This is a genomic window from Mucilaginibacter sediminis (genome assembly GCF_051903035.1).
In the GTDB taxonomy this organism is placed as follows: Bacteria; Bacteroidota; Bacteroidia; order Sphingobacteriales; family Sphingobacteriaceae; genus Mucilaginibacter.
On the sequence record NZ_CP170602.1, the window covers coordinates 7,215,509 to 7,239,163 of the forward strand.

The following is a 23,655-nucleotide window of genomic DNA, read 5'->3' on the forward strand; positions in this document are numbered from 1 at the left end:
CCAACCCTACGCCTCTTCCTTAAAATAAACCTTATAAAAGTTCATCGCTTTGTCATCATCAAAGCCTTTTTCGATGAGTTGTTTATCGCCATGGATATAGATGTGGAAGTTTTTATCCAGCTTTAAAACGCTTTTATAGTCGCGGGCTTGTTTTTTTACGGCATTGCCGGATATTTCGAAGGTGTTGCCAATGGGGCTGTCAAACTCCTGTTCGTACTGGTTTTTGAATGTTTTGAACGATTCGATGGCTTCAGGGTTACCTATTACCTCGTTGCCAAATTCGTCCATATCAAAGGTTTCCTTTTCTTTAAAATACTTCATCGACCGGTTGAGCAGGTCAATCTTATCGGCCTTACTCATTTCAAACTGATCGTCGAGTTTTTGGGTAACAAAGTTTTTGTAAATGCCCAGGGTATTGTTGGTTTGGTTAAAACTATCGTTACGGATCTTGAGCTGTAAAAAATCGTCTTTCCAGTATACGGCCGCATCCTGGCCGCCGTTGGTTTTATCAACCACCACTACTTTATAACCGTTTTCTTTCTCGATGTTAAAGATAAGCACCCCTTTATCCAACTTGTTAATGTTGATGGCGTCCTGCTCATAATCAACCTGGAAACCGCCTTTATCGGGGTAAACCTTCAGGTAGGTTTCTTTATTCTCCGATTTAAAAATGCCGATGGTATCCAGTGGGTTACCTTCAATTTGTACGTTGTTAAAGTAAACAACATACAACTCGCCACCTTTAATATTGGGATGGGTGGTAACCTTAAAAAGATGCTTGGCAATTTTTTCTGATGCTTCGTGAAATTTTTCCTGATCCTCAAACACCTGGGTGGCAAAGTTATGCAACTCGTTAAGCGCCAGGTCGCCGCTGCTGTGTGTCAGGTGATAAACTTCGTTAACCTTTTCAAAGGGCTTTAAAAAGTACTGCATCAGCAGGTTGGGGATAATCTCATCCTTCAATTCCAGCGGACTATCCGACAAGGCGTATAACTCATCCTGCAAAGGATTACCAACATGATGTACCGAAATAGTATCGAGCGAAGCTTCAAAAAAAGTTACCATAGTGGCGGCAAAGGTAGTTTTTTTAGTCCATAGACCATGGACGATGGTCCATAGTTAGGTTACAAAATGATGATAGGAAGATTGATCTTAAATTGCGACTTTTGTACTTTGGTCCTTTTACCATGGGCTATTGACCATCGACTATTGACCACCGACTATGAACACTCACCACTCACCACTCACCACTCACCACGAAGATACCATCGTTGCCCTTGCTACCCCAAACGGGATTGGCGCTATTGCGGTTATCCGCCTTTCGGGGCTGGATGCTATTGCCATAGCCAACAGCGTTTGGAAGGGTAAAGATTTAACCAAACAGGCTTCGCATACCATCCACTTTGGCCATATTGTTGACGGCGATTTGGTGCTTGACGAAGTATTGGCATCGTTGTTTGTTGCCCCGCGATCATATACGCGCGAGAATGTTGTCGAGATTAGTTGCCATGCCTCGGGGTATATCATCGAATCAATCATAAAGCTATTCATCAAAAAGGGAGCAAGATCGGCCAAGCCGGGCGAGTTTACCCTCAGGGCATTCCTGAACGGACAACTCGATTTATCGCAGGCCGAGGCGGTTGCCGATTTGATAGCCTCCAACTCCAAAGCATCACAGCAGGTAGCTTTACAGCAATTGCGTGGCGGTTTTAGTACTCAGCTGCAAGCGCTGCGCGAGCAGCTGGTAAATTTTGCATCGCTGATTGAACTGGAACTTGATTTTGCCGAAGAGGATGTTGAGTTTGCCAACCGCGACCAGCTGAAAAACCTCATTCATGAAATAACCAAAATAGTAGGCAGGTTAATCCAGTCATTCGAACTGGGTAATGCCATCAAGAACGGTGTAAATACAGTTATAGCCGGCCGGCCCAACGCGGGTAAGTCGACGCTGCTGAATGCGCTCCTGAACGAGGAAAGGGCCATTGTAAGCCATATTCCTGGTACCACCCGTGATACTATTGAAGAGGTACTGAATATCCAGGGCATCAATTTCCGGTTGATAGATACCGCCGGCATCCGCGAGGCCACTGATGCTATTGAGCAGATAGGGGTACAGCGTACAATGGAAAAAATAAGCCAGTCGGCATTGTTGGTTTACGTGTTTGATGCCGCTGAAATTACTACCGAAGAATTGAACAACGACATTGAAAGCCTGCAAAAGCCAGGAATTTCCATGCTGCTGGTAGCCAATAAAGCCGATTTGCTTACCGATGCCCAGCTAACAGCCCTACCGCATGGCGATAAGCTGACCATCATATCAGCTAAAGAAAAACAACATATCGATGAGTTGAAACAACGCATCTATTCCTCATCCATTAAAGACCAGCTAAGCGGCGATGAAACCATGGTAACCAACATTCGCCACCTGGAGGCACTACAAAAAACCGAGGAGGCCCTTGTACGGGTGCTTGGTGGGATAGACGGGAGTATAACATCCGATTTCCTGTCGATGGATATTAAACAAGCGCTTCATTACCTTGGCGAGATTACCGGTGTAGTTACTACGGATGATCTGCTGGAAAATATATTTAGTAAGTTCTGTATCGGTAAGTAGTCTTTATAACTAATTGTAAATCAGTTAGTTGTAAATTTTTAATAAAAAAGTAGAAATCCTTATTTTATTTTATTAAATACCATATTGTCAGCAGGTTATAAATAAGACCAATCGGTATATTTTTGCGTTTTGTTACCATTAGAAAGTAATTTCGTTGCTTTTTTGGTTCCCAAATCATCTTTTGTTCCTCATTTTTCAGTGTCATGTAAATCGTTGTAACAATCGATAACTAATTAGCATTAAATGACACTAAATGTTATAAAATGCTACAATTTTAGGGAGATACAACGATCGATATTGTAGCGATGAATTGTTGGGGCGGGCAGTACTGTGGTTAATTAAATTGTGGAAATTTAAAATACATGAGTTCAAATTTCACGATCCAAAGAAAACCTGTGCATTGTAAACAACATTCAATGCCAAGACCACTGTCACTCGATTTTGTGGCAAGCTGTGTAATAAACGGTTTAACGCTACAAAACAGAGAAATGAAAAGACTGAAGCGGAAAGTCTGGCCCTTTCTGTTTCAACTGTTGCCCAACAACTACAGTTTAGCGATCAGCTTTCTTTAGTAAATTTTTCAAAACACACACGGGCGTTAATCCAAGCAAGTATAAAGGCGCAATAAAATAAACCAGGATGCTCAATAATTCGGTTCTATCGGTAACGCTATGGTTTGCATCGTGTTGCGTGCTAGCCGGGTTTTGTTATATCTGCCGTTATTAGTTCGCGGTAATTCACGATTATTATTAAAAATTAAAACGTTTAAAGATTTTTATGCAAATTATAGCTGAGTTTTTGATGTTCCTATTATCGCGGAAACGATGGTGGCTTTGGTCTTTATTTGTTTTTGTTTATCCTGAACCTGTTTTTGTTTCTGGCCCAGGTATCGGTGCACTGTTTCAATCCTTATTTCAGACCATTTTGGGGTCAACCGAATTAAGCCGTCAGCATCTAACATTAAAAAAATCTCTAATACCTCATTTAAAACAGAGGCATTAGAGATTTTTGGCGATTGGTAAAATAACTTAATTGATCGCTTTGTATTTATCTTATATTTTCACAAATCCCCATTGTTGATTACGGCCTCCGGAATAGGTCCATTGGTCAAGCGCGCCGCCGTTATTGAGCGAAGATGCTGCAACATCCAATGCCTTTCCGCTATTTGCGTTGATAATTTTATAATATCCGTTGTCGGTTATCTGAATTGACCATTTTTGGTTTGCACCGGCGTTGTAGTCCCATAAATCCACCTGCCCACCATTGCTGGTATTCCAGCCATACATTTCCAAGCATTTTCCGGTGGCATGCATCGGGGTTAACCGATAGTAACCTCCTCCGGCATCTTCTATTTTAAATTGCTGGTTTGCACCGGGTAAATAATCCCATTGGTCGGCCAGTGTTTGATTTGCAGTACCCCAGCCGGCAAACTCCAAAGCTTTAAAACTGTTCCTGTTATAAATCTGGTAAACCTGTCCAACCTGGATGGTTGAGGATGTACCGTTTTGCGCGCCTTGTACTGCAGCGGCTAAACCTTGCTGATCGGCAACTCCGTTAGTTTGCCTGTTAATAATTCTGAATGCATTATTCCCCGTCGAGCCATCATCAAAATAAAATGGGCGCAAGCCGTATTGCAAAGCCTGGTGTGTTATATAATTAATATAGTAAGCCCTGCCGGCCTCATGTAATGTTAATGCATCTCCCGAAAGCGTTTGCAGCCTGCGGATAGCTCCATATTCTCCCAATATAACCGGAATGCCCTTGTCAATGAACTTTGTTTTCATCTTCGGAAACTCTGCAGTGGCATCCGACTCCTCGCCCCAGGTGGCATTTCGTGAAGCATCGGTTGTAGAGTGGTATCCATTACCCCAATAATAAAACATATTACCCCAGTTTGCATCCGCGCTTAAACCGGCAAAATTAAAGGGAGTGTAATAGTGCACTTCAACCATCAGGCGATTGGAGGCCGGATCGGTGGGAAGGGTATTCATTAAAGTATTTGAGTAGTCGATACTTGTAGATGGCCCCTGGATAAGCAGCACCCGGTAGCTATTGTGCCCGCCTGTCGATCTTACTGCGTTTACAAACGTTTGATGATAAGAAAGCAGCACTCCCATCCCTGTAGCATCTGATACGGCGGGTTCGTTGGCGCTCGCAAAAATAACATGTTCGTCAAAACCACGCATTTGAGTAGCAATCTGCTCCCAAAAAGCCTTTTGTTTGGCGTTAACGGCGGCCTGTGCGCTGGTAGTGCAATTGTTCTCCAGCCATCCGCCGTCCCAGTGTATATTTAATATTACGTACAAACCGTCGTTAACGCAGTACTGAACAACCTGCTTCACCCTGTCAAGCCATGTTTGCTGAATTTGAGCCGTGGTTGCGTTAGCAAACTGGTCCCAACTGCAAGGGATACGCACCGCGGTGAAACCACTTCTTTTAACCTGATCAATAAGCGCCTGGGTTACTGTAGGATTGCCCCATGCGGTTTCGCCGCCTGTTGCCTCCAGTGTGTTGCCAATATTCCAACCTAACTGGAACTTTGCAGCAAGCTGAGTTGCCGTACTTGCAACACCGGTTTGATCGGGGGGAAGCGGCGAAATATTATAACTGGGATAGCTGGTGGCGGTCAGCTTTTTGGTGCTCGTTTTAACGAGCGGCATAACATCAGGAGAAACGTTTTTTTGCTTCGTACACCTTGTAAATGCCGGAATTGCGAGAATGCATAAAAAATAACTTAAAGTGTTCTTCATAAAAAAATGGTTAAACTGGGCGGCATATAAATTTGCCGCTATTAATAAATTGGTTAATTGCATCTGAAAGTGTTAAACAGCCAGGTAAAGCAAGGATATATATCGTTTTGCCTTTACGGTTTATATGGATAGTGTTATAAATAGTTGTATTTATAAATACCTTCAGCCAGTAGGGTATTAAAAAAGCTAATAATAAAGCAGTTGACATTCCGCATAAGGCAGAGTTTAACAGTAGTTTCATTTTTCGATAGGATAAAACGGGTCCGAACCGGTTTATTTGTTTAATTGGTTAAATCTTGTTTTTCCGAAGCAGGTAGATAATTAATGAAAACAATACAATCAAAGTCAACAAAACACAGCCGTTGGAATAACAGGTATATTTTATTTAGCAATATTTGAATTGTTAACAGGTTTATTAATTGAGTAGTAAAACTACAGAAGAAATAAATGAATGATGGGGGCACAAAAGTTAGAAAATAGGGCGCTCAATGTTAATTTGTCAAAAAGAATATGGAGTCTGTAAGGATTTTGGCTAAATAGCCACCTTAGCTGAAAGAAAAATGATAAAACGGTATCGAAAATGAGTGTCTATCGTCTTTCGATAACCATATTAGGAAGCCTAATAATACTTAAAGTGAATATTCCTTGAGGCTGAAGATCAGGGTAACTACAACATATTGTTCATTTTTAAAGTGATGGTTAGCAACTGAGACTTTTATCTCCAGGGCAAACACATGTAATTGGGTTAACACAACTTAACACATTTTAGGTAAAATATCTATAAATATTTGATAATTAATGCTTTGTGTTTCAATATGGTTAACACTAAACTGATAGCACAATTTAGGCGCATCCTGATGCTTGTGCCTGTTTTTGGCCAATATAAGTCCCTTCGGCAGTTGGATCATTAACCACAATCAGCCGATAAAAAAAGGTGTCGTTTGATGTTTAATCGTACCGACGACATAAACTCATTCCATTAGCTATTTTGATGCGTTTGCCCTGCTTTTATCTCTTTAAATACGAATTTATCTTACTTTTATACTACCTTAGTATACCGGCTTGTTTAAGGGCCAGGTTCCCGATTTCGAAGATTTCAACTAATTTTTAATGCGCGTAAAACTTTATATTGTCGTTTCAGCATTGTTTTTTGCTTACACCAACAATTTTGCACAAAACAGCCAATACCAGTTTTCGCGGCTCAATATAAGTAACGGACTATCTCACAACCAGGTTAATTGCATATTTAAAGACCCCAAGGGCTTCATGTGGTTCGGTACGGCTTCGGGCCTTAACCGTTATGACGGTTATACTTTTAAAGTATTTAAGCACGATGTAAATAACAAATACTCCATTAATGATGATTATGTAACTAATATTTGTGAAGGGCCTGGCAAAAAATTATGGATAACAACCCGGGCCGGATATTCCTTTTATGACCCCGAAACGGAGCAGTTTAACAATGATGTATGGTCAGTAGTCTATCCTTTCAAACTTCCGGGGTATCCAATAGTTTCCAAAACACTTCATAATGGGAATGGCGACTTCTGGTTTTTATGCCCCGATTCGGGCCTTTACAGGTATAATGAGCTGAAAAAAACTGCCACGCGTTATTATCATCACCAAAATTCCAGCCCATCATTATATTCAAGTTTTGTTACAGACATTGCGCAGGATGCAAGCGACAATATATGGCTTGCTTATGACGACGGCGTAGTAGAGCTATTTGACGTAAAACGTAATGCAATTACGTACCATACCGATATTTTTAAAAAAGCAGCTAATAATAAGGGTAGAAATTACTCAATAACTATTGACAGTGACGGCGATCTTTGGGTATTTAACCCAAATATAGACTCCCGCGCCTATTATTACAGCCCCCGGACGGGACGGTTCCGGCAGATTGCAAAAGAATCGTCAGAGACACCACTTACATCGAACATCATTACAAATATTATCCAGGCCGACGACGGACTCATGTGGATCTCCACTGATCATGGCGGGATAAACATATTGGATAAAAAAAGTGGCAAAATCACTTATTTACTGAACAGGGAAGATGATGCAAAATCATTGGCACAAAATACAGCATCTGTTTACAAGGACAATACAGGCATTATGTGGGCCCGTACGCTTAGGGAAGGAGTAAGTTATTATCATAAAAATATTATCAGGTTCCCGTTATACAGACACTTTGCCTCAGATTCCCGGAGTGTTACTTTTGAAGATGTTAACAAATTTGTTGAGGATAAAAACGGTAACTTATGGATTGGTACCAATGGAGGCGGTTTAATTTATTTTGATCGCAAAACAGGCAAGTTTATCCAGTATAAGCACGATCGGGGAAACCCGAACAGCCTCAGCAGCGATATTATTGTAAGCTTATGTATCGACCACGACCAGCAACTATGGATAGGTACGTATTTTGGCGGGCTGGACCATTTTGACGGAAAAAAATTTATTCACTACAAACATAATGACAAGGTTCCCACAAGCATTGCCGATGACCGGGTGTGGAATATCCTGGAAGATTCATCAAACCGATTATGGATTGGCACTTTTGATAACGGTTTGGAAATTTTTGACCGCTCGAAAAATATATTTTATCATCCGTTCGGCCAAACCGAAATCAGGTGCCCGTATACAGCCGCTTTGTTTGAGGATAAGCGGGGAGACATTTGGGTGGCGGGATATTTTGGGATAGATAAAATATTAAAAAATGGACGTGGTGTTATACATTATAATAAAAAGAACAACGACCCTAACAGTTTGATTGGCGATAACATCAATAGTATCACTCAGGATAGCCGCGGCCTGATGTGGATAGCAACAAGGGACGGACTGAGCATATTGAACCCTGAAACCAACCGTTTTATTTCGCTGACGAAAAAGGAAGGGTTGCCCGACAACCAGGTTTTGAATGTATTGGAGGATAACAGGGGGGCCATGTGGCTAAGTACATCAAAGGGGCTTGGCCGGATAACACTGCAACCTGGCAATGGAACCTATAAGTTTGAATTTGAAAACTTTGATGAAACAGATGGCCTGCAGGGCAGAGAGTTTAGCATAAATGCAGCCTTAAAAACCAATAAAGGGGAATTGGTATTTGGCGGCTCGCATGGCTTTAATATTTTCGACCCACTGAGTATACATCCGAATATAGATGAGCCTAAATTAATTTTCACCGGTTTTCAGCTATTCAACAAAAGTATAGCAGCCAATGAAATAGTTGATGGCCATATCATATTATCTAAAGCCATCTCGGCCACACAAGAGATAACACTGAATCACAGCGAAAATGTGTTTACGATTGAATTTGCCGCCTTAAATTTCTTTAACCCCAATAAAATAATGCACCAGTATATGATGGAAGGTTTTGATAAAGGGTGGCTTACCGCAGACAATGCTACCCGGAAAGCTACCTATACCAACCTTGATGCGGGCAATTATACTTTTAATGTAAGGGCTATTGGCCAGGAGGGAAAATGGAAACCCATACATATAAAATTAAAAATTAAGGTATTGCCCCCGTTCTGGAAATCTACTTTAGCTTACGTCATTTACCTGTTCCTGATAGCCGGAACGCTTCTTTTTATACGCCGGCGCGGAATACAAAAAATAAGAAGGGAATTTATAGCCGAAAAAGAAAAACAGGAAGCAAAGCTGTTAATTGAACAGGAACGGCAGGAGGTTAAGCGTATGCTGGAGCTTGATCAGTTGAAAACTAAATTTTTAACAAATGTAAGCCATGAGTTCAGGACTCCATTATCATTAATTATGGCACCTGTTGATAAAATGCTTATTGATGCCGATAAAGAGCGGGGCGAGCAATTGAATATGATAAGGCGAAACGCTAAAAGGTTGTTAAACCTTGTAAACCAACTGCTTGATTTTCGGAAGATGGAAGTGCAGGAACTGAGGTTACATGCCCGGAGCGGCGATATCGTTAGCTTTATTAAGGAAATGTCTTATTCCTTTTCAGATATTGCCGAAAAAAAACATATCGGGTTTGTATTCGACTCGGAAATTGAAAACCTGGTGATCAATTTTGACCACGATAAAATAGAACGTATCATATTTAACCTGCTTTCCAATGCATTTAAATTTACACCGGAGGGCGGGCACGTGAGCGTATTATTATCAACCAAACAAACACCCGGGCAGCAAATGCTCGAAATAAAGGTTATTGATACAGGTATAGGAATTCCAGCGGATAAAAGGGATAAAATTTTTGAACGTTTTTTTCAAAACGATATTCCCGGATCTATGGTTAACCAGGGTAGCGGTATTGGCCTGTCAATAACAAAGGAATTTGTAAAGCTGCATAATGGTGAAATATATGTAGAAAGCGAACCCGGGCAGGGAAGTTATTTTACCATTTTACTGCCTGTGCACCTAACGGCCGAGGCAGAAGGACAATGGCCCGATGACGGGTTTAACCTGGCAGAACTTTCAGGGACCGACGAACAAGCCTTGCAACAACCCGGGGCTGTTGCTGCTGCTAAAAACCCAACTGTTTTACTGGTTGAAGATAATGAGGACTTCCGGTTTTATTTAAAAGACAACTTAAACGATTTTTTTCATATTGTTGAGGCCGCAAACGGCAAGGAAGGCTGGCAAAAAACGCTGGCCCTGCACCCCAACCTGGTAGTTAGCGATATAAGTATGCCCGAAATGAATGGGATAGACCTTTGCCGCAAAATACGTAACGACAAACGGACATCGCACATACCGGTTGTTTTACTTACCGCTATAACCGGCGAAGAGCAACAGTTAAAGGGCCTCGAAACTGGCGCCAATGATTACCTCACCAAACCTTTCAACTTCGAGATTCTGCTATCTAAACTGAAAAATATACTTGCCATACAGCAAGACATGCGCAAAACCTATCAAAAGCAGCTTGACGCCAAGCCAACAGACGTGGTGCCCGAGTCGTTCGATGAGGCTTTTATTAAAAAAGCCTTATTGATTATCGAAAAAAATATTGATAATGCCGATTTCTCCGTAGAAGAACTCAGTAGCGAATTATGTGTGAGTCGTGTTACACTATATAAAAGGGCGCTCACCTTAACCGGAAAGTCTCCGGTTGAATTGGTCAGGTCTATCCGTTTAAAGCGTGCCGCGCAGTTGCTTGAGAACTCGCAGTTAACCATATCCCAGATATCATACAAGGTAGGCTTTAAAAGCCAGAAGTATTTTGTGCGATCCTTTAAAGCTGAATTCAATTGTCTTCCGTCGGCGTATCAGCAAAAAAGTAGGCAACAGGCTGATAAAGCCTGATAATTGCGGCGCATAGCCCTCAATTTCTCCTCTCTTTTGGCCCATTTTGTTAATCTTCCTGCCGGTATTTTTCTTATTTTTTACCATTAAATCAATATTTTTTATATTAACTACCTGAAAATAAGTTAGTTAAAATGATTTAACATTTGTGCCCCTATTTTTAAACAATCGATTGCGCCACCCCTTGTAGTTTTAACCTATACAAAGCGGCATAAATTCAACATAGCTGCTGCAGGCCTGTCATTATATAATGATGCAGGCACATAACCAATTTTAATAATAACCTGATTAAACTAAGCATTATGCCAAAACGTGTACTTATTAGCGCCTGTTATTTGCCTGCCGGGCAGTTACCAAAAATAGTTCGGGAGCCATCATTAATACCCCACATACATCGGGCAGCGTAGGCTGTTGCAACAATAACGGGCTTTTTACATGAATTATCTTATTTGATCTGAGTGTTAGCAGTGTGCCATTCGGCCATTGCACGCAGGTAATAAATTCAATTTAACAATAAATACGATGGGAGGAAAACAATGCAGGGAAGCTAACCAATAACCAAATAAACAAACCAATTATCAATTAATTATGAACCCCAATTAACATGGAAAAAAATTTACGAAAAAGATTAAGACATGGTGCATTGCTGCTAATGGCGATGCTGTTGCTAAGCCTCACGGGCTATGCGCAAACCATAAAAATTACAGGTAAAATTACCAGCGCCGATAATACCGGACCATTGCCCGGTGTAACCGTTAAAGTAAAGAATGCAGCAACCGGCACTTTATCTGGTGTTGATGGCAGCTATGCCATTAATGCAAAACCCGGCGATGTGCTGGTATTTAGTTTTTTAAGCTTTACTACCCAGCAAATATTTGTAGGCTCATCTTCGGTTATTAACGTAGTGCTTAAACCATCAACCAACGATTTGAACGAGGTTGTGGTAATTGGCTATGGCACCAAAAGGCGAAGCGACCTTACCGGATCTATATCGTCAATTACAGCGGCCGATCTTCTTAAAACCCAGCCAACAACCTTTGATCAGGCCATGCAGGGCAAGGTTGCAGGTGTTGTAATACAGCAGGTATCTGGCCAGCCGGGTGGTGATGTAAACGTGCAGATCCGCGGTTTGGGCGGGTTCTTAGGCGCGCCGCCATTATACGTTATTGATGGTGTGCAAATACCGCCCAACGGCCAGTCGGCTATACCGGGCAACGGTACCAATCCGCTATCCAGCATAAACCCTTCGGATATCGCCTCTATCGATGTGTTAAAAGATGCTTCGGCCACAGCTATTTATGGTTCACAGGCATCCAATGGTGTTATTATTATTACCACAAAAAAGGGAGCCTCCGGGCCGCCGCTTATCAGCTATGATGGTTACCAGGGCTGGCAAAAATTACCCAAGTATTATGATGCAATGGATTTGCGGCAATACGCCACTTTCATGAATGAAAAGAGTGCCATCATCGGTTACGACAAACGGCCGCAATTTGCCAATCCGCAATACCTGGGTGTGGGCACCAATTGGCAAAAAGCCTTGTACCGTACCGCGCCAATGCTAAACCATAATATAGCTATCAGCGGCGGCGATGACAGGACAAAATACTATTTATCGGGCACCTATTTCTCACAGCAAGGGATTGCGCTGGGCTCTGATTTTAAAAGAACTTCGATAAAAGCAAACATCGATAACAAAACCACCAACTGGTTAAAGGTTGGCGTAAACCTGAATATGGCACACGTGGCCGAAAATGTGGCTACTTCCAATACCGGGGTAATTTTGCAGGCCCTTAACCAAACCCCGGATGTAAATGTAGTAAACCCCGATGGCACATGGGGCGGTAATGATCCTAACATTTATGGCGCAACTGGTACCAACCCGTTCGCTATAGCCACTATTGTAAAGGATTTTAAAAGCCGTTACCAATTAATGGGCAACGCCTATGCCGAAATACAATTTACACGCGAACTTACCCTGCGTAATGAAGTCGCCGGAAACTTTGACTTTGCCACCGAGGATTATTTCAATCCATCGTATGTTATGGGTGCTTATTCAAAAACCACCAACAGCGGTACGACAACAAATGCGCAAAATTTTTACAATTCAATCTCCAATTATTTAACCTACCAGTATACGTTTGCAAAAAAATACTATGTTAACGTAGTAGCCGGGCACGAAGCTCAATTGCTTAAAAGCAGCGGTTCTTCTGCTACCCGCACCAATTTTGCAAGTAATAACGTGCAAACCATAAGTAGCGGTGATGCAACAACCGCTACCAATACCGGTGTAAAAGGGCAGGGATCTTTAGAAGCCTATTTTGGCCGGGCCAACTTTACCTATGATGACCGGTATTTGTTAACCGCTACGGTACGTCATGACGGCTCATCAAAATTTGCCAAAGCACACCGGTGGAATACCACTTACTCGGGCGCGCTGGCGTGGAAGATAAACCACGAAAGCTTTCTTAAAGGCGTGAGGGCTATCAATGATCTTAAACTTAGAGTTGGTTATGGCCTGGTAAACAATCAAAATATAGCCGAATATGCCTACGGTTCAACATTAAGCACAATACCCACCGGCTTGTCGGGCAACTCGCAGATAACCAGCACAACGGGTAATCCCGATATCAAGTGGGAAACTACAAGATCATATAATGTTGGCTTGGATGCCTCTGTGTTAAGCGGGCGGATCGGATTTTCTGTCGATGCGTATTACCGTAAAACAAATAACCTGTTGCTAAGCCTTACCATGCCTTATTACTCAGGTACATTCGCTTCGGGCGGATATTCGCCGGGGGCGGTGCAGGCGCCTTATGTAAATATTGGTGCGGTGGGCAACCGGGGATTTGAGTTTACATTGTCGACCCAAAATGTGAAATCGAAAGACTTTAACTGGAACACCAATATTAACTTTTCCAGGAATGTGAACAAAGTACTCGCTTTGGTTGATGGCACCCCCGCAATAAACGGCTCAGTAACCAAAACTGTAGTTGGCCGGTCAATAGGTGAGTTTTACGGTTACCAGGTATTGGGCATTTACAAAAATGCTGCCGACTTTACTAAATATCCTGCGTTATCCCAAAACGGAGGAGGCTCGATACCTATAACTCCCGGATCAGGCGGTGTTTGGGTAGGTGATGTTATTTTTAAGGATATTAATGGCGACGGGATAATTGATGCCCGTGACCAAACCTTTTTAGGATCACCTTTACCTAAATTCCAGTACGGGATCAATAACAGCATTAACTATAAAAATTTCGACCTGAATGTTTTCATGGTTGGTAATTACGGCAATAAAGTTTATAACCAGATAAAGGTAAACGGCGAGAATCCTAATCAAAACTTTGGCTATTTCCCTTCTGTGCTCAACTATGCCAAGATCGGGCTGATTGACCCGACCGGCTCTGCATCGGATATTAACAACGTATATATCACAAACCCATCTACCAATATTATGCGGATAAGCCAGAGCAGTGGTAACGACAATCAGCGTTTTTCTGACAAATACATCGAAAATGGGGCGTTTTTAAAATGTAAAAGTATCGCCTTGGGGTACAGCTTTTCAAACAACATTTTAAATAAGATCAAACTACGGTCATTACGGGTGTATGTTAACGTTACCAACGTTTTCACGGTTACCAAATATACCGGCTATGATCCTGAAATTGGTTCGTGGAACCCATTGGCAGCGGGTATTGATAACGGATATTATGCTCAGCCGCGTGTTTACACAGTTGGTCTTAACGTATCGCTAAATAACTAAAATTTAAGATGATGAAACTCATAAAAATAAATATGGTACTGCTGTTTGTCGTTATGATAAGCAGCTGCAAAAAGGATTACCTTAACCGGCCACCCTTAACCGGTATAACCAAAGATAACTTTTATAAAAGTGGTTCGGATTTAAGACTGGCTACCGCGGCACTTTATGCCCAGCCATGGTCTAACTGGAACAATTTTCCGCTGCTTGGTGTTGGCGATATCATGAGCGGTAATATGCTGCAGCCTTATAACGCCGATCTGGTTCAGTTTACTACCTTTTCTATAACAAGCCAAAACTCCTATATTACCCAGTCGTGGCAGTCTTTTTACGATATAGTTGCCCATTGCAACATTAACATAAAAGCCATTAACACCAGCCTTCCGGATAGTGTGGCTGTAAGCAGTAAAAAAGGTGCGCTTGGCGAATTGAAGTTTATACGCGCCACATCTTATTTCTTTATCGCGCAACTGTGGGGCGCCGCGCCAATTATTGAAGATAATGATAAACTGATAGCAAATCCGCTGGTGCCCCGTCATAAGCTTACCGACGTTTATAAATTCATTATAAATGATTTAAGATATGCTGCAGCTAATTTGCCAAGAGCAGATCAGCCAGGACGCGTAACTACATGGTCGGCACAGGGCTTGTTGGCAAAGGTATATTTAACCAGGGCAGGCTTAGGCCAAAACGGCACCCGCAAACAATCTGACCTTGATAGTGCCGCGTATTATGCCGGCAATGTTTGCAACACCAGTGGCTTAACGTTGTTACCAAGCTATTACAACCTTTTCAGGACCCAGTATAATGATAACCCCGAATCATTATTTGCTTTTCAATGGGCGCCAGGTGTAGGCTATGGGCAAGGTAACGCTATACAGGCTCAATTTGCCCCCAGCGGCAGCCTGGTTACCGGCGGCGGTGGCTGGGGCGGCGCCATTGGCCCAACCCTTGATTTGGCTAACGAGTACAGCATGGATGACTCCGTGCGCCGCAAAGCCACATATATGCTTACCGGCGATAAATATCCTGAGCTTAACGCCGCAAATGGCGGGTATACCGCTACGGGTGTAAATGTTAAAAAACACATTGTTGGTACTGCTGCAGATAATAATTCGCCTACTATGGACCTATGGTCGTCCATCGAGCATAACACCGTTTTACGCCTGGCCGATGTATACCTGGTATATGCCGAAGCCTTGTTAGGCAACAACGGTTCTACTGCTAACCCGCAGGCGCTACAATATTTTAATGCTGTACGCAGCAGGGCCGGGGTAAGCACGGTTACGAGTATTACGCCAGATATGATCTGGAAAGAACGGCGGATTGAACTGGCATTTGAAGGCCAGTACTGGTTTGATTTGGTGCGCCTTTCTTACTATAAACCGCAGGCGGCCATTAATTCTCTTAACGGTCAAAAAAGGCAACAGTTTACCTACAGTCAAGCTACAGGCGTAAAAACGCCGTCGCCTAACGGATTGATCATCACCCCGGCCACAGTTGCAACATTTACGCTGCCTATACCGGCAAATGATCAAACCGCCGATCCCAAGCTGCTGGAGGAACCTGTAGCTTATTATTAACAGTATTCTTGATCATTGATATAATTTAAACATCATGAAAAAATTAATTTATCATATTAAAGGCTGCCTGGTGCTTGCCTTGCTTGCCGCGGTGGTTGTTATGCAGCCGGGCTGTAAAAAGGATGCTTCACCATCAAAAGGCACCCCGGTAATTACCGCTATACGCAATTATGTAGCCCATCCCGGTGATTCGCTTTTAAGCAGCGTAGGCACGGGCCAGTGGGTTGTAATTTCAGGTAAAAATTTAAAAGGTGCGCTCGCTATTAATTTTGACGGGGTAAAAGGCTCTTTTAACGATGCCTGGTTTTCAGATACCAGTGCAATCGTCTTAATCCCGGCGGTTATCGCGTTCCCTTCGGTACCTTCAGATAAGCTGAATACTATTCAGTACGTTACCAACCATGGGCAAACTACGTTTTCGTTCCCTATTGTTGCACCAGCGCCTACAATTACCGGCGTTTCTAATGAAGATGCCAACCCTGGCGACTCGGTTAAAATCAACGGACTAAGCTTTTTCTTTATAAAAAGCGTTACCTATGCCGGGATTAATATTACCAGTTATAAATCATCAAATGATGGTACCAGCATCAGCCTGGCGGTACCTGCAGGTGTTACGCAAACCGGTGGCATTGTAAGTGTTACAACAAAATCAGGTTCGGCTACCTCCGTTTATAAGGTACATGACTTTGTAACAGGCGTGTTGAATAATTATGATAATGTAAATAACTTTTCATGGGGATCGGGCACATCTAACAGCTCAGCCGCGTATCCGGGTAATAATGGCTATTATGGGCTATTGCAATCAACTAATATCAGCGCCGGAGACGGATCCTGGTGGAATGGCGGGCGGTCTATCAATACGAATGGGGCGCAGTGGGTACCTAAAACCAGCTTAAAGGATACAGTGGACCATTATGCTTTAAAGTTTGAAGTATCTGTAACAACGCCATGGTCGGCCGGTGCTATCCAGATTGTTAAAGATTATTCCTGGACATATTCGGCCATTTATCGCCCCTGGAAGAATGCCAACGGTTCAACAATGCAGTTTACTACAAAGGGCTGGCAAACAGTAACCATACCACTATCAGAGTTCAGAACAAATAATGGTACGGGAAACCCACCTGGCAGCCTAACGGATTTACTTGGGGCCGAAGGGGCAGGTGCCATCAATGTTACATTTATTAATGATGGTACAACTACCATCAAAACTTCTGAGATAGCTGTTGACAATATCAGGGTAGTAAGAATAAAATAAGAAGAGAGTTTTAGTTGAATATAAGTGGATGCCTGGGGCCTTTACCGAGAGGTCCCGGCATTTTTTTAGGCCTCATTGGCTCAGCACTTTCTCAGACGGGTGTCGTCCTTATTTGTTTGGTCATAAATAGTCTGAAAAGTGCGCAAAATGTGTGGTTCTGCTAAAAGGGCTTAAATATTATAAAAATGAAAACATTGAATTTTTTAAGAGTATTATTTTTTGTTGCGATTGCTTCTTTTTTTTCCTGTAAAAAGGCGAATAATCCAGCCGCAGAATTAACAGTTAATCAGTCCGTAATTACATTTACGCCCGAAGGCGGAACGCAGGACTTTTCTGTTGCAAGCAATGCCACATGGAACATCAGCAATCCGGGTTCTTCGTGGCTGCAATTGAATACAACATCTGGTAACAGCGGCAGTACTGTCATTCATGTAACAACGCTGTCGCAAAATACCACAGGGCTAACACGCTCCATCGTTTTAGAAGTTAGTTCGTCTAATGGCCAGTCAAGAAGGGTAACGGTGTCGCAGGCAACCACTATCTATCCAACTTATAATACCTCGCCAAAAGCAGCTGACGCAACGGGAATGAGCAGTAATGCTGTTCAGTTGGCCGCTAAAATAAAATTAGGATGGAATATCGGTAATACCCTGGAAGCTTCTGGTGGCGAAACAGGCTGGGGCAATCCGCTTATCACCGAAGATTATGTAAAATTTGTAAAACAGCAGGGCTTTAACGCTATACGCCTTCCATGTGCCTGGAACATGGGCCATCTAAGTAACCAGGCAACTGCACAAATAGACGGCAACTGGCTTAACAGGGTGAAAGAAGTGGTGGGGTATTGCGTAAAAAATGATATGTATGTCTTACTCAATATACATTGGGATGGCGGCTGGCTTGAAAATAACGTTACCAAGGTAAAGCAAGATTCTGTTAACGCTAAACAAAAGGCGCTATGGGAACAAATTGCAACGGCCATGCGCGATTTTGACGAACACCTGATGTTTGCCAGCGCCAATGAGCCGGCTGCAGATGATGCCGCGACAACAGCAATACTTTCTACCTATCATCAAACCTTTATTAACGCAGTCAGATCAACCGGTGGTAAAAACGCCTATCGGGTATTGGTGCTTCAGGGCCCTTCTACCAACATGGAAAAAACAAGTGATTATATGACATCCCTTCCGCAGGACCAGGCGGCAGCCCGGTTGATGGTTGAGGTGCATTATTACTCGCCGTTTCAATTCTGCTGCCTGCTGGACAATGATGCCAGCTGGGGTAAAATGTTTTATTATTGGGGTGCTGGGCACCATTCAACTATCGAGCCTGAACGAAATGCCACCTGGGGCGAAGAAAGTGATGTTGATGCCTCTTTCAATAGAATGAAGACAAAATTTGTCGACAAGGGAATTCCCGTCCTTTTAGGGGAGTATGGCGCCTACAGGCGTGACAATAGTGCACATGTTCCTTTAGATCTGCCAACGCACGAGGGCGCAGTAGATTATTGGAATACCTATGTTACGAAACAAGCGAAATCCAACGGCATGCTGCCATTTTTTTGGGATACAGGCGGCGCTTTAGACAGACGAAATTATACAGTAAAAGATCAGCGTACTATTGTTGCCATCAAGGCAGGCGCCAATTAAATGAATGCCTGTGGCTTTTACCAAAAGGCCCGGGCATTTTTTACACCACACCGGTTTTATTTATCAGCATAACCAATGCAGGCTGGTAGTTTACAATAGAAAGTTTAAGGGAAATTGATAAGAAAAAAATTCCCGACGGTGCAGGGTGGAGCCATCAAATTATTCAAAGCTTACTGCCGGTTCGGGATGGAAAAAATAATCACATGTTAATATAGCAGCAACAGCGCTCTTGGTAATTATCTCCACATTATCTGTAGCAACAATATTCATGGTAAAGCAATATCGCGGGGGTTAAAAGCATCTGCTGTCGAATCACAGCTGCAGATAAATAGCACCGACAAGAAGAAAAGAAATAACATTTTATGAAATATACCATTGCCTGTTTTATGGCATTTTTCGTGGCCGGCGGAGTTTCGGCACAAAACAAAAGCGAGGTTGCACTTAAAGGGAAGATCAACAGCATCGTCAGTAAAATGACACTGAAAGAAAAAATAGACATGCTTCACGGCAACGCGTTATTTTCTTCGGCAGGCGTAAGCCGTTTAGGTATTCCGGAGCTTACCTGCGATGACGGCCCCCTGGGTGTACGTGAAGAAATAAAACGCTTTGACTGGGCATCGGCTAACTGGACAACCGATTCTGCCACGTTTTTACCAAATGGTTCGGCAATTGCAGCCACCTGGAACCCCATAATGGCCAACCGGTACGGTGTGGTTATAGGCGAGGAAGCCAATGCCCGTAAAAAGATTGTAATGCTTGCACCTGCATTCAATATTTGCAGAATGCCCCTATGCGGCCGCACCTATGAATATTATTCGGAAGATCCTTATTTAAACAGCCAATTGGCTGTTCAATCAGTAAAAGGGATTCAAAGCCAGCATGTAGCAGCCTGTATAAAACATTTTGCTGCCAATAACCAGGAACTTAACCGCGATAGCGTAAACACCATAGTTGATGAAAGGGCTTTACGCGAAATTTATTTCCCGGCATTTAAAGCAGCCGTACAGCAGGGTAATGCCTACACCATTATGTCGGCCTACAATAAGCTGAACGGCTATTGGTGTTCCGAGAATGATTTTTTATTAAATAAAGTGCTAAAAAACGAATGGGGCTTTAAAGGATTGGTCATGTCAGATTGGTCCGGGACGCACCATACCGTTGCAGCGGCCAACAATGGGCTGGATATTGAGATGGGATCAAGCGGACCGTATGATCAGTGGTATTTTGCCCAACCCTTATTAAAAGCTGTTAAGGAAGGCAAGGTTTCGTTAAAAACAATTGACGATAAAGTGCGCAGGATTTTGTGGGTAATGTACCATACATCCATGAGTGCCAATCATCCCAAAGGATCTATTGCTACACCGGCGCATGCCAAAGCAGCCTATGATATTGCCTCAGAATCGATCGTTTTGCTAAAAAACGACAAGCATTTATTGCCTTTAAAAGCGGGTAATGTTAAAAGCATTGCTGTCATTGGCGATAATGCCATCCGTACATTTGCTTTGGGCGGGTATGGCGCCGGTGTAAAAGCTAAATATGAGGTTACCGCGTTAGCGGGTATGAAATCAAGGTTCGGCAAAACAGCCAGTATCAGCTTTGCCCAGGGCTATAAAGCAAACTACCTGGCCAGTAATACTGATGAGCAGAATAGTGGCTACGACCAACCCGATCAAAAGCTGATTGATGAGGCGGTAGCACTTGCTAAAAACAGCGATGTTGCCATTTTATGTATCGGCTCCAATCGGGAATATGAAAGTGAAGCCCATGACCGTAAAAGCCTGGAACTGCCTTTTGGGGAACAGGCATTGGTTAACGCGGTTACCGCAGCCAACCCCAATACCATTATTGTAATCATGGCCGGCGCCCCGTATAATATGAATGAAATCAAAAAAAACAACCATGCGGTTGTTTGGTCGTGGTTTAACGGTTCAGAAGCCGGTAATGCACTGGCCGACGTATTAAAAGGTGTTGTAAACCCATCAGGCAAATTGCCATTTACTTTTCCTGTATCGTTAAAAGATTCTCCTGCTTTCGCTTTAAATACTTATCCGGGTAAAGGCGCTACGGCTGATTATAAAGAGGGCATACTGGTTGGATACCGCTGGTACGACACGAAGAAAATTCAACCTGAATTTCCATTTGGCTATGGGCTTTCCTATACTGAATTTTCTGTCAGCAAACTTTCTACAGATAAATCAAGCTATAAAAAGCGTGAAACCATCCACGCAAAATTCACTATCAAAAATACAGGAAGCAGATCCGGGGCCGAAGTTGTGCAGTTATATGTAAGCGATCCGGTTTGTTCTGTTTTACGTCCTGAAAAAGAGCTTAAAGGTTTTAAAAAGATATTTTTAAAGCCCGGTGAAACAAAAACCGTCGAACTGGATGTAAAGGTTGGCGATCTGGCTTTTTATGACGAAACAAAAAAAGGATGGAATGCAGAAGCTGGTGAATACATACTTCAATTAGGTAATTCGTCGCGTAATATCTCAAAAACAGTAAAAATCTTGGTTAAATAAATATTGAATAGGTAAAATCGTTTCTGTTTATTTTGAATGTATTTATATGAACTCCGAAGTATTTGTTAACGGAAAATCGCTTGGTGTTCGCCCGTAGGGTTATTCGTCATTCAGTATGATCTTTCGCTTTTATGTATGCCCGTTTTGATAAGGGTTAGCCTATTTGCTACCGCCCGTAACATCGTTGTTGAATTTTGCTACATCGACTGGTTTGAACAATAGTTGCGAAAACATATACAAATCGTTCTTCCATACCCTAAAATCATGTACACCGGGCTCAATGTAGAAGATATGGGGGACATTGTTTTTAACAAAGTAGTCGTGGGTACGCTGGCTAAATGATATCAAATTGTCATGATCGCCGCATGAAATCCAAAGTAGTTTCAATTTACGTTTGGCCAGTTCGGGGTTAGGAAGCAGTTCTTCGGGCTTACGGGTATTGGGAGCGGAAGAAAACCCGCCGACCCAGGCAAAAATGTCAGGATTTCCCAATCCAAAATTAAGCGACTGCCCACCGCCCATAGACAAACCGGCCAATGCCCGATGCTCCCGATCTTTATAAACGGGGTATTTCTCCTGAATAAAAGGTACCAGATCGTTGAGTAAATCTTTTTCAAAATCAGCGAAAGCCTGTACTTTGTCGGGGGCCATAATATTGCCGGTGGCACGGTCTTCTTTCATTGCCCGGCCATTGGGCAGCACTACAATCATTGGCTCAAGTTTACCATCGGCGTACAGGTTGTCCAGAATTATCTCGGGATGTCCGTTGTTGAGCCATTCAAATTCGTCGCCTCCGATACCGTGTAAAAGGTATAATACAGGGTATTTCTTATTTTTTGTAAAGCCCGGAGGCAGGTAAACTGTAGCCCTGCGCGTTACGCGGACTGTTTTTGAATCATAACTGATGGTATCGATGACACCATGCGATATTCCGGAACGAAACGTGTCGAAGCCGGCGGGCGCCTGTTTAACAGTTGTTTGGGCTTTTGCAATACCTGTGATAAGCAGCAATAAAAAAATAAAGCATTTGTTTTTTTGCATAGCATTTAGGGCTGAAAATAATTATTGATGAGTAAGAATAAAGGCTTGATTTGAGTTTTTGTCAATTAATGTTGAACAGCATCGGCGCCATTTCATGAAGGCTGCGCCGCCATGTCAGAAATTCATGCGCTGTATTTTCAGAAACAAATGATACCGAGTTCATGCCGGCACTTTTTAGCTCGGCTGATGCATTTTTTACGCCATCCGGCTTTTCGCGGCTGCCACAGCTCATAAATATTAGTTTTACCTTTGACTTATCTTTGATTTCGGCCGACGTATAGGTACCACCACTTAGAAGACCGTAATAGGCAAAAAGATCAGGGTTGTTGAGCGTGATCATATGGGTTTCCATACCCCCCATTGATAAGCCCGCCATAGCGCGATGAGCCCCGTCGGCAAAGGTTCGGAAATTGGCATCGATGTAAGGGATTAACTCGTGGGTTAAAACTGTCTGGAATGGTTCAATCTTAAAACTTTTTAAGCTACCGCGGCCAATCTTAACATCATTGGTCATTCCATATGTCATTACAATAATAAAGGGTTTTGTCTTGCCTTCTGCTATAAGGTTGTCCATAATCAGGTTGGCGTGTCCCTGGTTGCACCAGGCCGTTTCATCCTCGCCCCAGCCGTGTTGTAAATACAATACCGGATACCGGCCACTTTTGTTCTTATCGTACCCGGGAGGGGTATAAACAAAAGCCCTGCGTGAGGTGCCTGTACTTGATGAGGGGAACAGAACCTGCTGTACATTACCATGCGGCACATTTTTAAGCGCATAAAAATCCTGATCCTGTGCAGGTATCTCTATTCCGCTTTCCCACCTGGTTGACCCATAGAAGTTCAAAGTGCCGGGGTCATTAAAAACCCCGCCATCTACGGTCAGATGATAATAATGGAACCCTTCATCCATCGGGCCTTCAGTGGTGCCGGTAAAAAATCCGTCGGCATCTTTCAATAGTTTAGTGCCGCCCCGGCCACCCAGACCCAGGCTTACCTTAATACTATCGGCCTGCGGAGCTTTAATACGGAACCGGGCATAACCCTGTGAATTCACCTGGGGGTAATCCTGTCCCGGTTGGTTAAAAAACGAAGGTTTAAAGTCGTCCTTTAAACCCGGCAGCGTGCTTTGTGCGTCACAAATGCCGGCAGTAATCATAATTGCTGCAGCAATAGATAGCGTTTTCAGATTCATATTTTGATATTA

The 23,655-nt window shown here is 42.9% G+C and carries 11 protein-coding genes; 7 read left to right on the top strand and 4 right to left on the bottom strand.

The window, feature by feature from the left end; genetic code table 11:
- Positions 1-6: 6 nt before the first annotated feature.
- A complete protein-coding gene (locus ACFGVS_RS30175) occupies positions 7-1,065 on the bottom strand; it encodes a nucleoid-associated protein (RefSeq protein ID WP_439696807.1) in 1,059 nt (352 codons plus the stop codon).
- Between the two features lie 157 nt (positions 1,066-1,222).
- Between ACFGVS_RS30175 and mnmE the strand changes: the two genes are divergently transcribed.
- On the top strand, positions 1,223-2,614 hold the full coding sequence (gene mnmE / locus ACFGVS_RS30180; protein ID WP_439696809.1) for a tRNA uridine-5-carboxymethylaminomethyl(34) synthesis GTPase MnmE: 1,392 nt from the start codon (positions 1,223-1,225) through the stop codon (positions 2,612-2,614).
- Between the two features lie 1,052 nt (positions 2,615-3,666).
- Here mnmE and ACFGVS_RS30185 read toward each other — a convergent pair.
- The gene (locus ACFGVS_RS30185; RefSeq protein ID WP_439696810.1) at positions 3,667-5,364 is read right to left on the bottom strand and encodes a cellulase family glycosylhydrolase; all 1,698 of its coding nucleotides are present in this window, start codon (positions 5,362-5,364) and stop codon (positions 3,667-3,669) included.
- A 1,110-nt stretch (positions 5,365-6,474) separates the two neighbouring features.
- On the opposite strand from ACFGVS_RS30185, the gene ACFGVS_RS30190 reads away from it, so the two are divergent.
- The 6 genes from ACFGVS_RS30190 to ACFGVS_RS30215 all read left to right on the top strand — a co-directional run bounded on the left by ACFGVS_RS30190 (position 6,475) and on the right by ACFGVS_RS30215 (position 21,410).
- Positions 6,475-10,644 (top strand): hybrid sensor histidine kinase/response regulator transcription factor, encoded by a 4,170-nt coding sequence (locus ACFGVS_RS30190; RefSeq protein WP_439696812.1) that lies wholly within the window; start codon positions 6,475-6,477, stop codon positions 10,642-10,644.
- A 604-nt stretch (positions 10,645-11,248) separates the two neighbouring features.
- On the top strand, positions 11,249-14,410 hold the full coding sequence (locus ACFGVS_RS30195; RefSeq protein WP_439696813.1) for a SusC/RagA family TonB-linked outer membrane protein: 3,162 nt from the start codon (positions 11,249-11,251) through the stop codon (positions 14,408-14,410).
- A gap of 8 nt (positions 14,411-14,418) precedes the next feature.
- A complete protein-coding gene (locus tag ACFGVS_RS30200; protein WP_439696814.1) occupies positions 14,419-15,990 on the top strand; it encodes a RagB/SusD family nutrient uptake outer membrane protein in 1,572 nt (523 codons plus the stop codon).
- 34 nt (positions 15,991-16,024) lie between these two features.
- A complete protein-coding gene (locus ACFGVS_RS30205) occupies positions 16,025-17,245 on the top strand; it encodes a glycan-binding surface protein (protein ID WP_439696816.1) in 1,221 nt (406 codons plus the stop codon).
- A 185-nt stretch (positions 17,246-17,430) separates the two neighbouring features.
- On the top strand, positions 17,431-18,891 hold the full coding sequence (locus ACFGVS_RS30210; protein WP_439696818.1) for a cellulase family glycosylhydrolase: 1,461 nt from the start codon (positions 17,431-17,433) through the stop codon (positions 18,889-18,891).
- A gap of 362 nt (positions 18,892-19,253) precedes the next feature.
- Entirely contained in the window at positions 19,254-21,410 is a 2,157-nt protein-coding gene (locus tag ACFGVS_RS30215) for a glycoside hydrolase family 3 C-terminal domain-containing protein (RefSeq protein WP_439696819.1), read from the top strand.
- A gap of 159 nt (positions 21,411-21,569) precedes the next feature.
- On the opposite strand, the gene ACFGVS_RS30220 is transcribed toward ACFGVS_RS30215, so the two are convergent.
- Together ACFGVS_RS30220 and ACFGVS_RS30225 are read right to left on the bottom strand one after the other, a co-directional pair.
- Positions 21,570-22,451, bottom strand: coding sequence for an alpha/beta hydrolase (locus tag ACFGVS_RS30220; protein ID WP_439696821.1), 882 nt, complete (start codon positions 22,449-22,451; stop codon positions 21,570-21,572).
- A 61-nt stretch (positions 22,452-22,512) separates the two neighbouring features.
- Entirely contained in the window at positions 22,513-23,643 is a 1,131-nt protein-coding gene (locus ACFGVS_RS30225) for an alpha/beta hydrolase-fold protein (RefSeq protein ID WP_439696823.1), read from the bottom strand.
- Positions 23,644-23,655 lie beyond the last annotated feature (12 nt).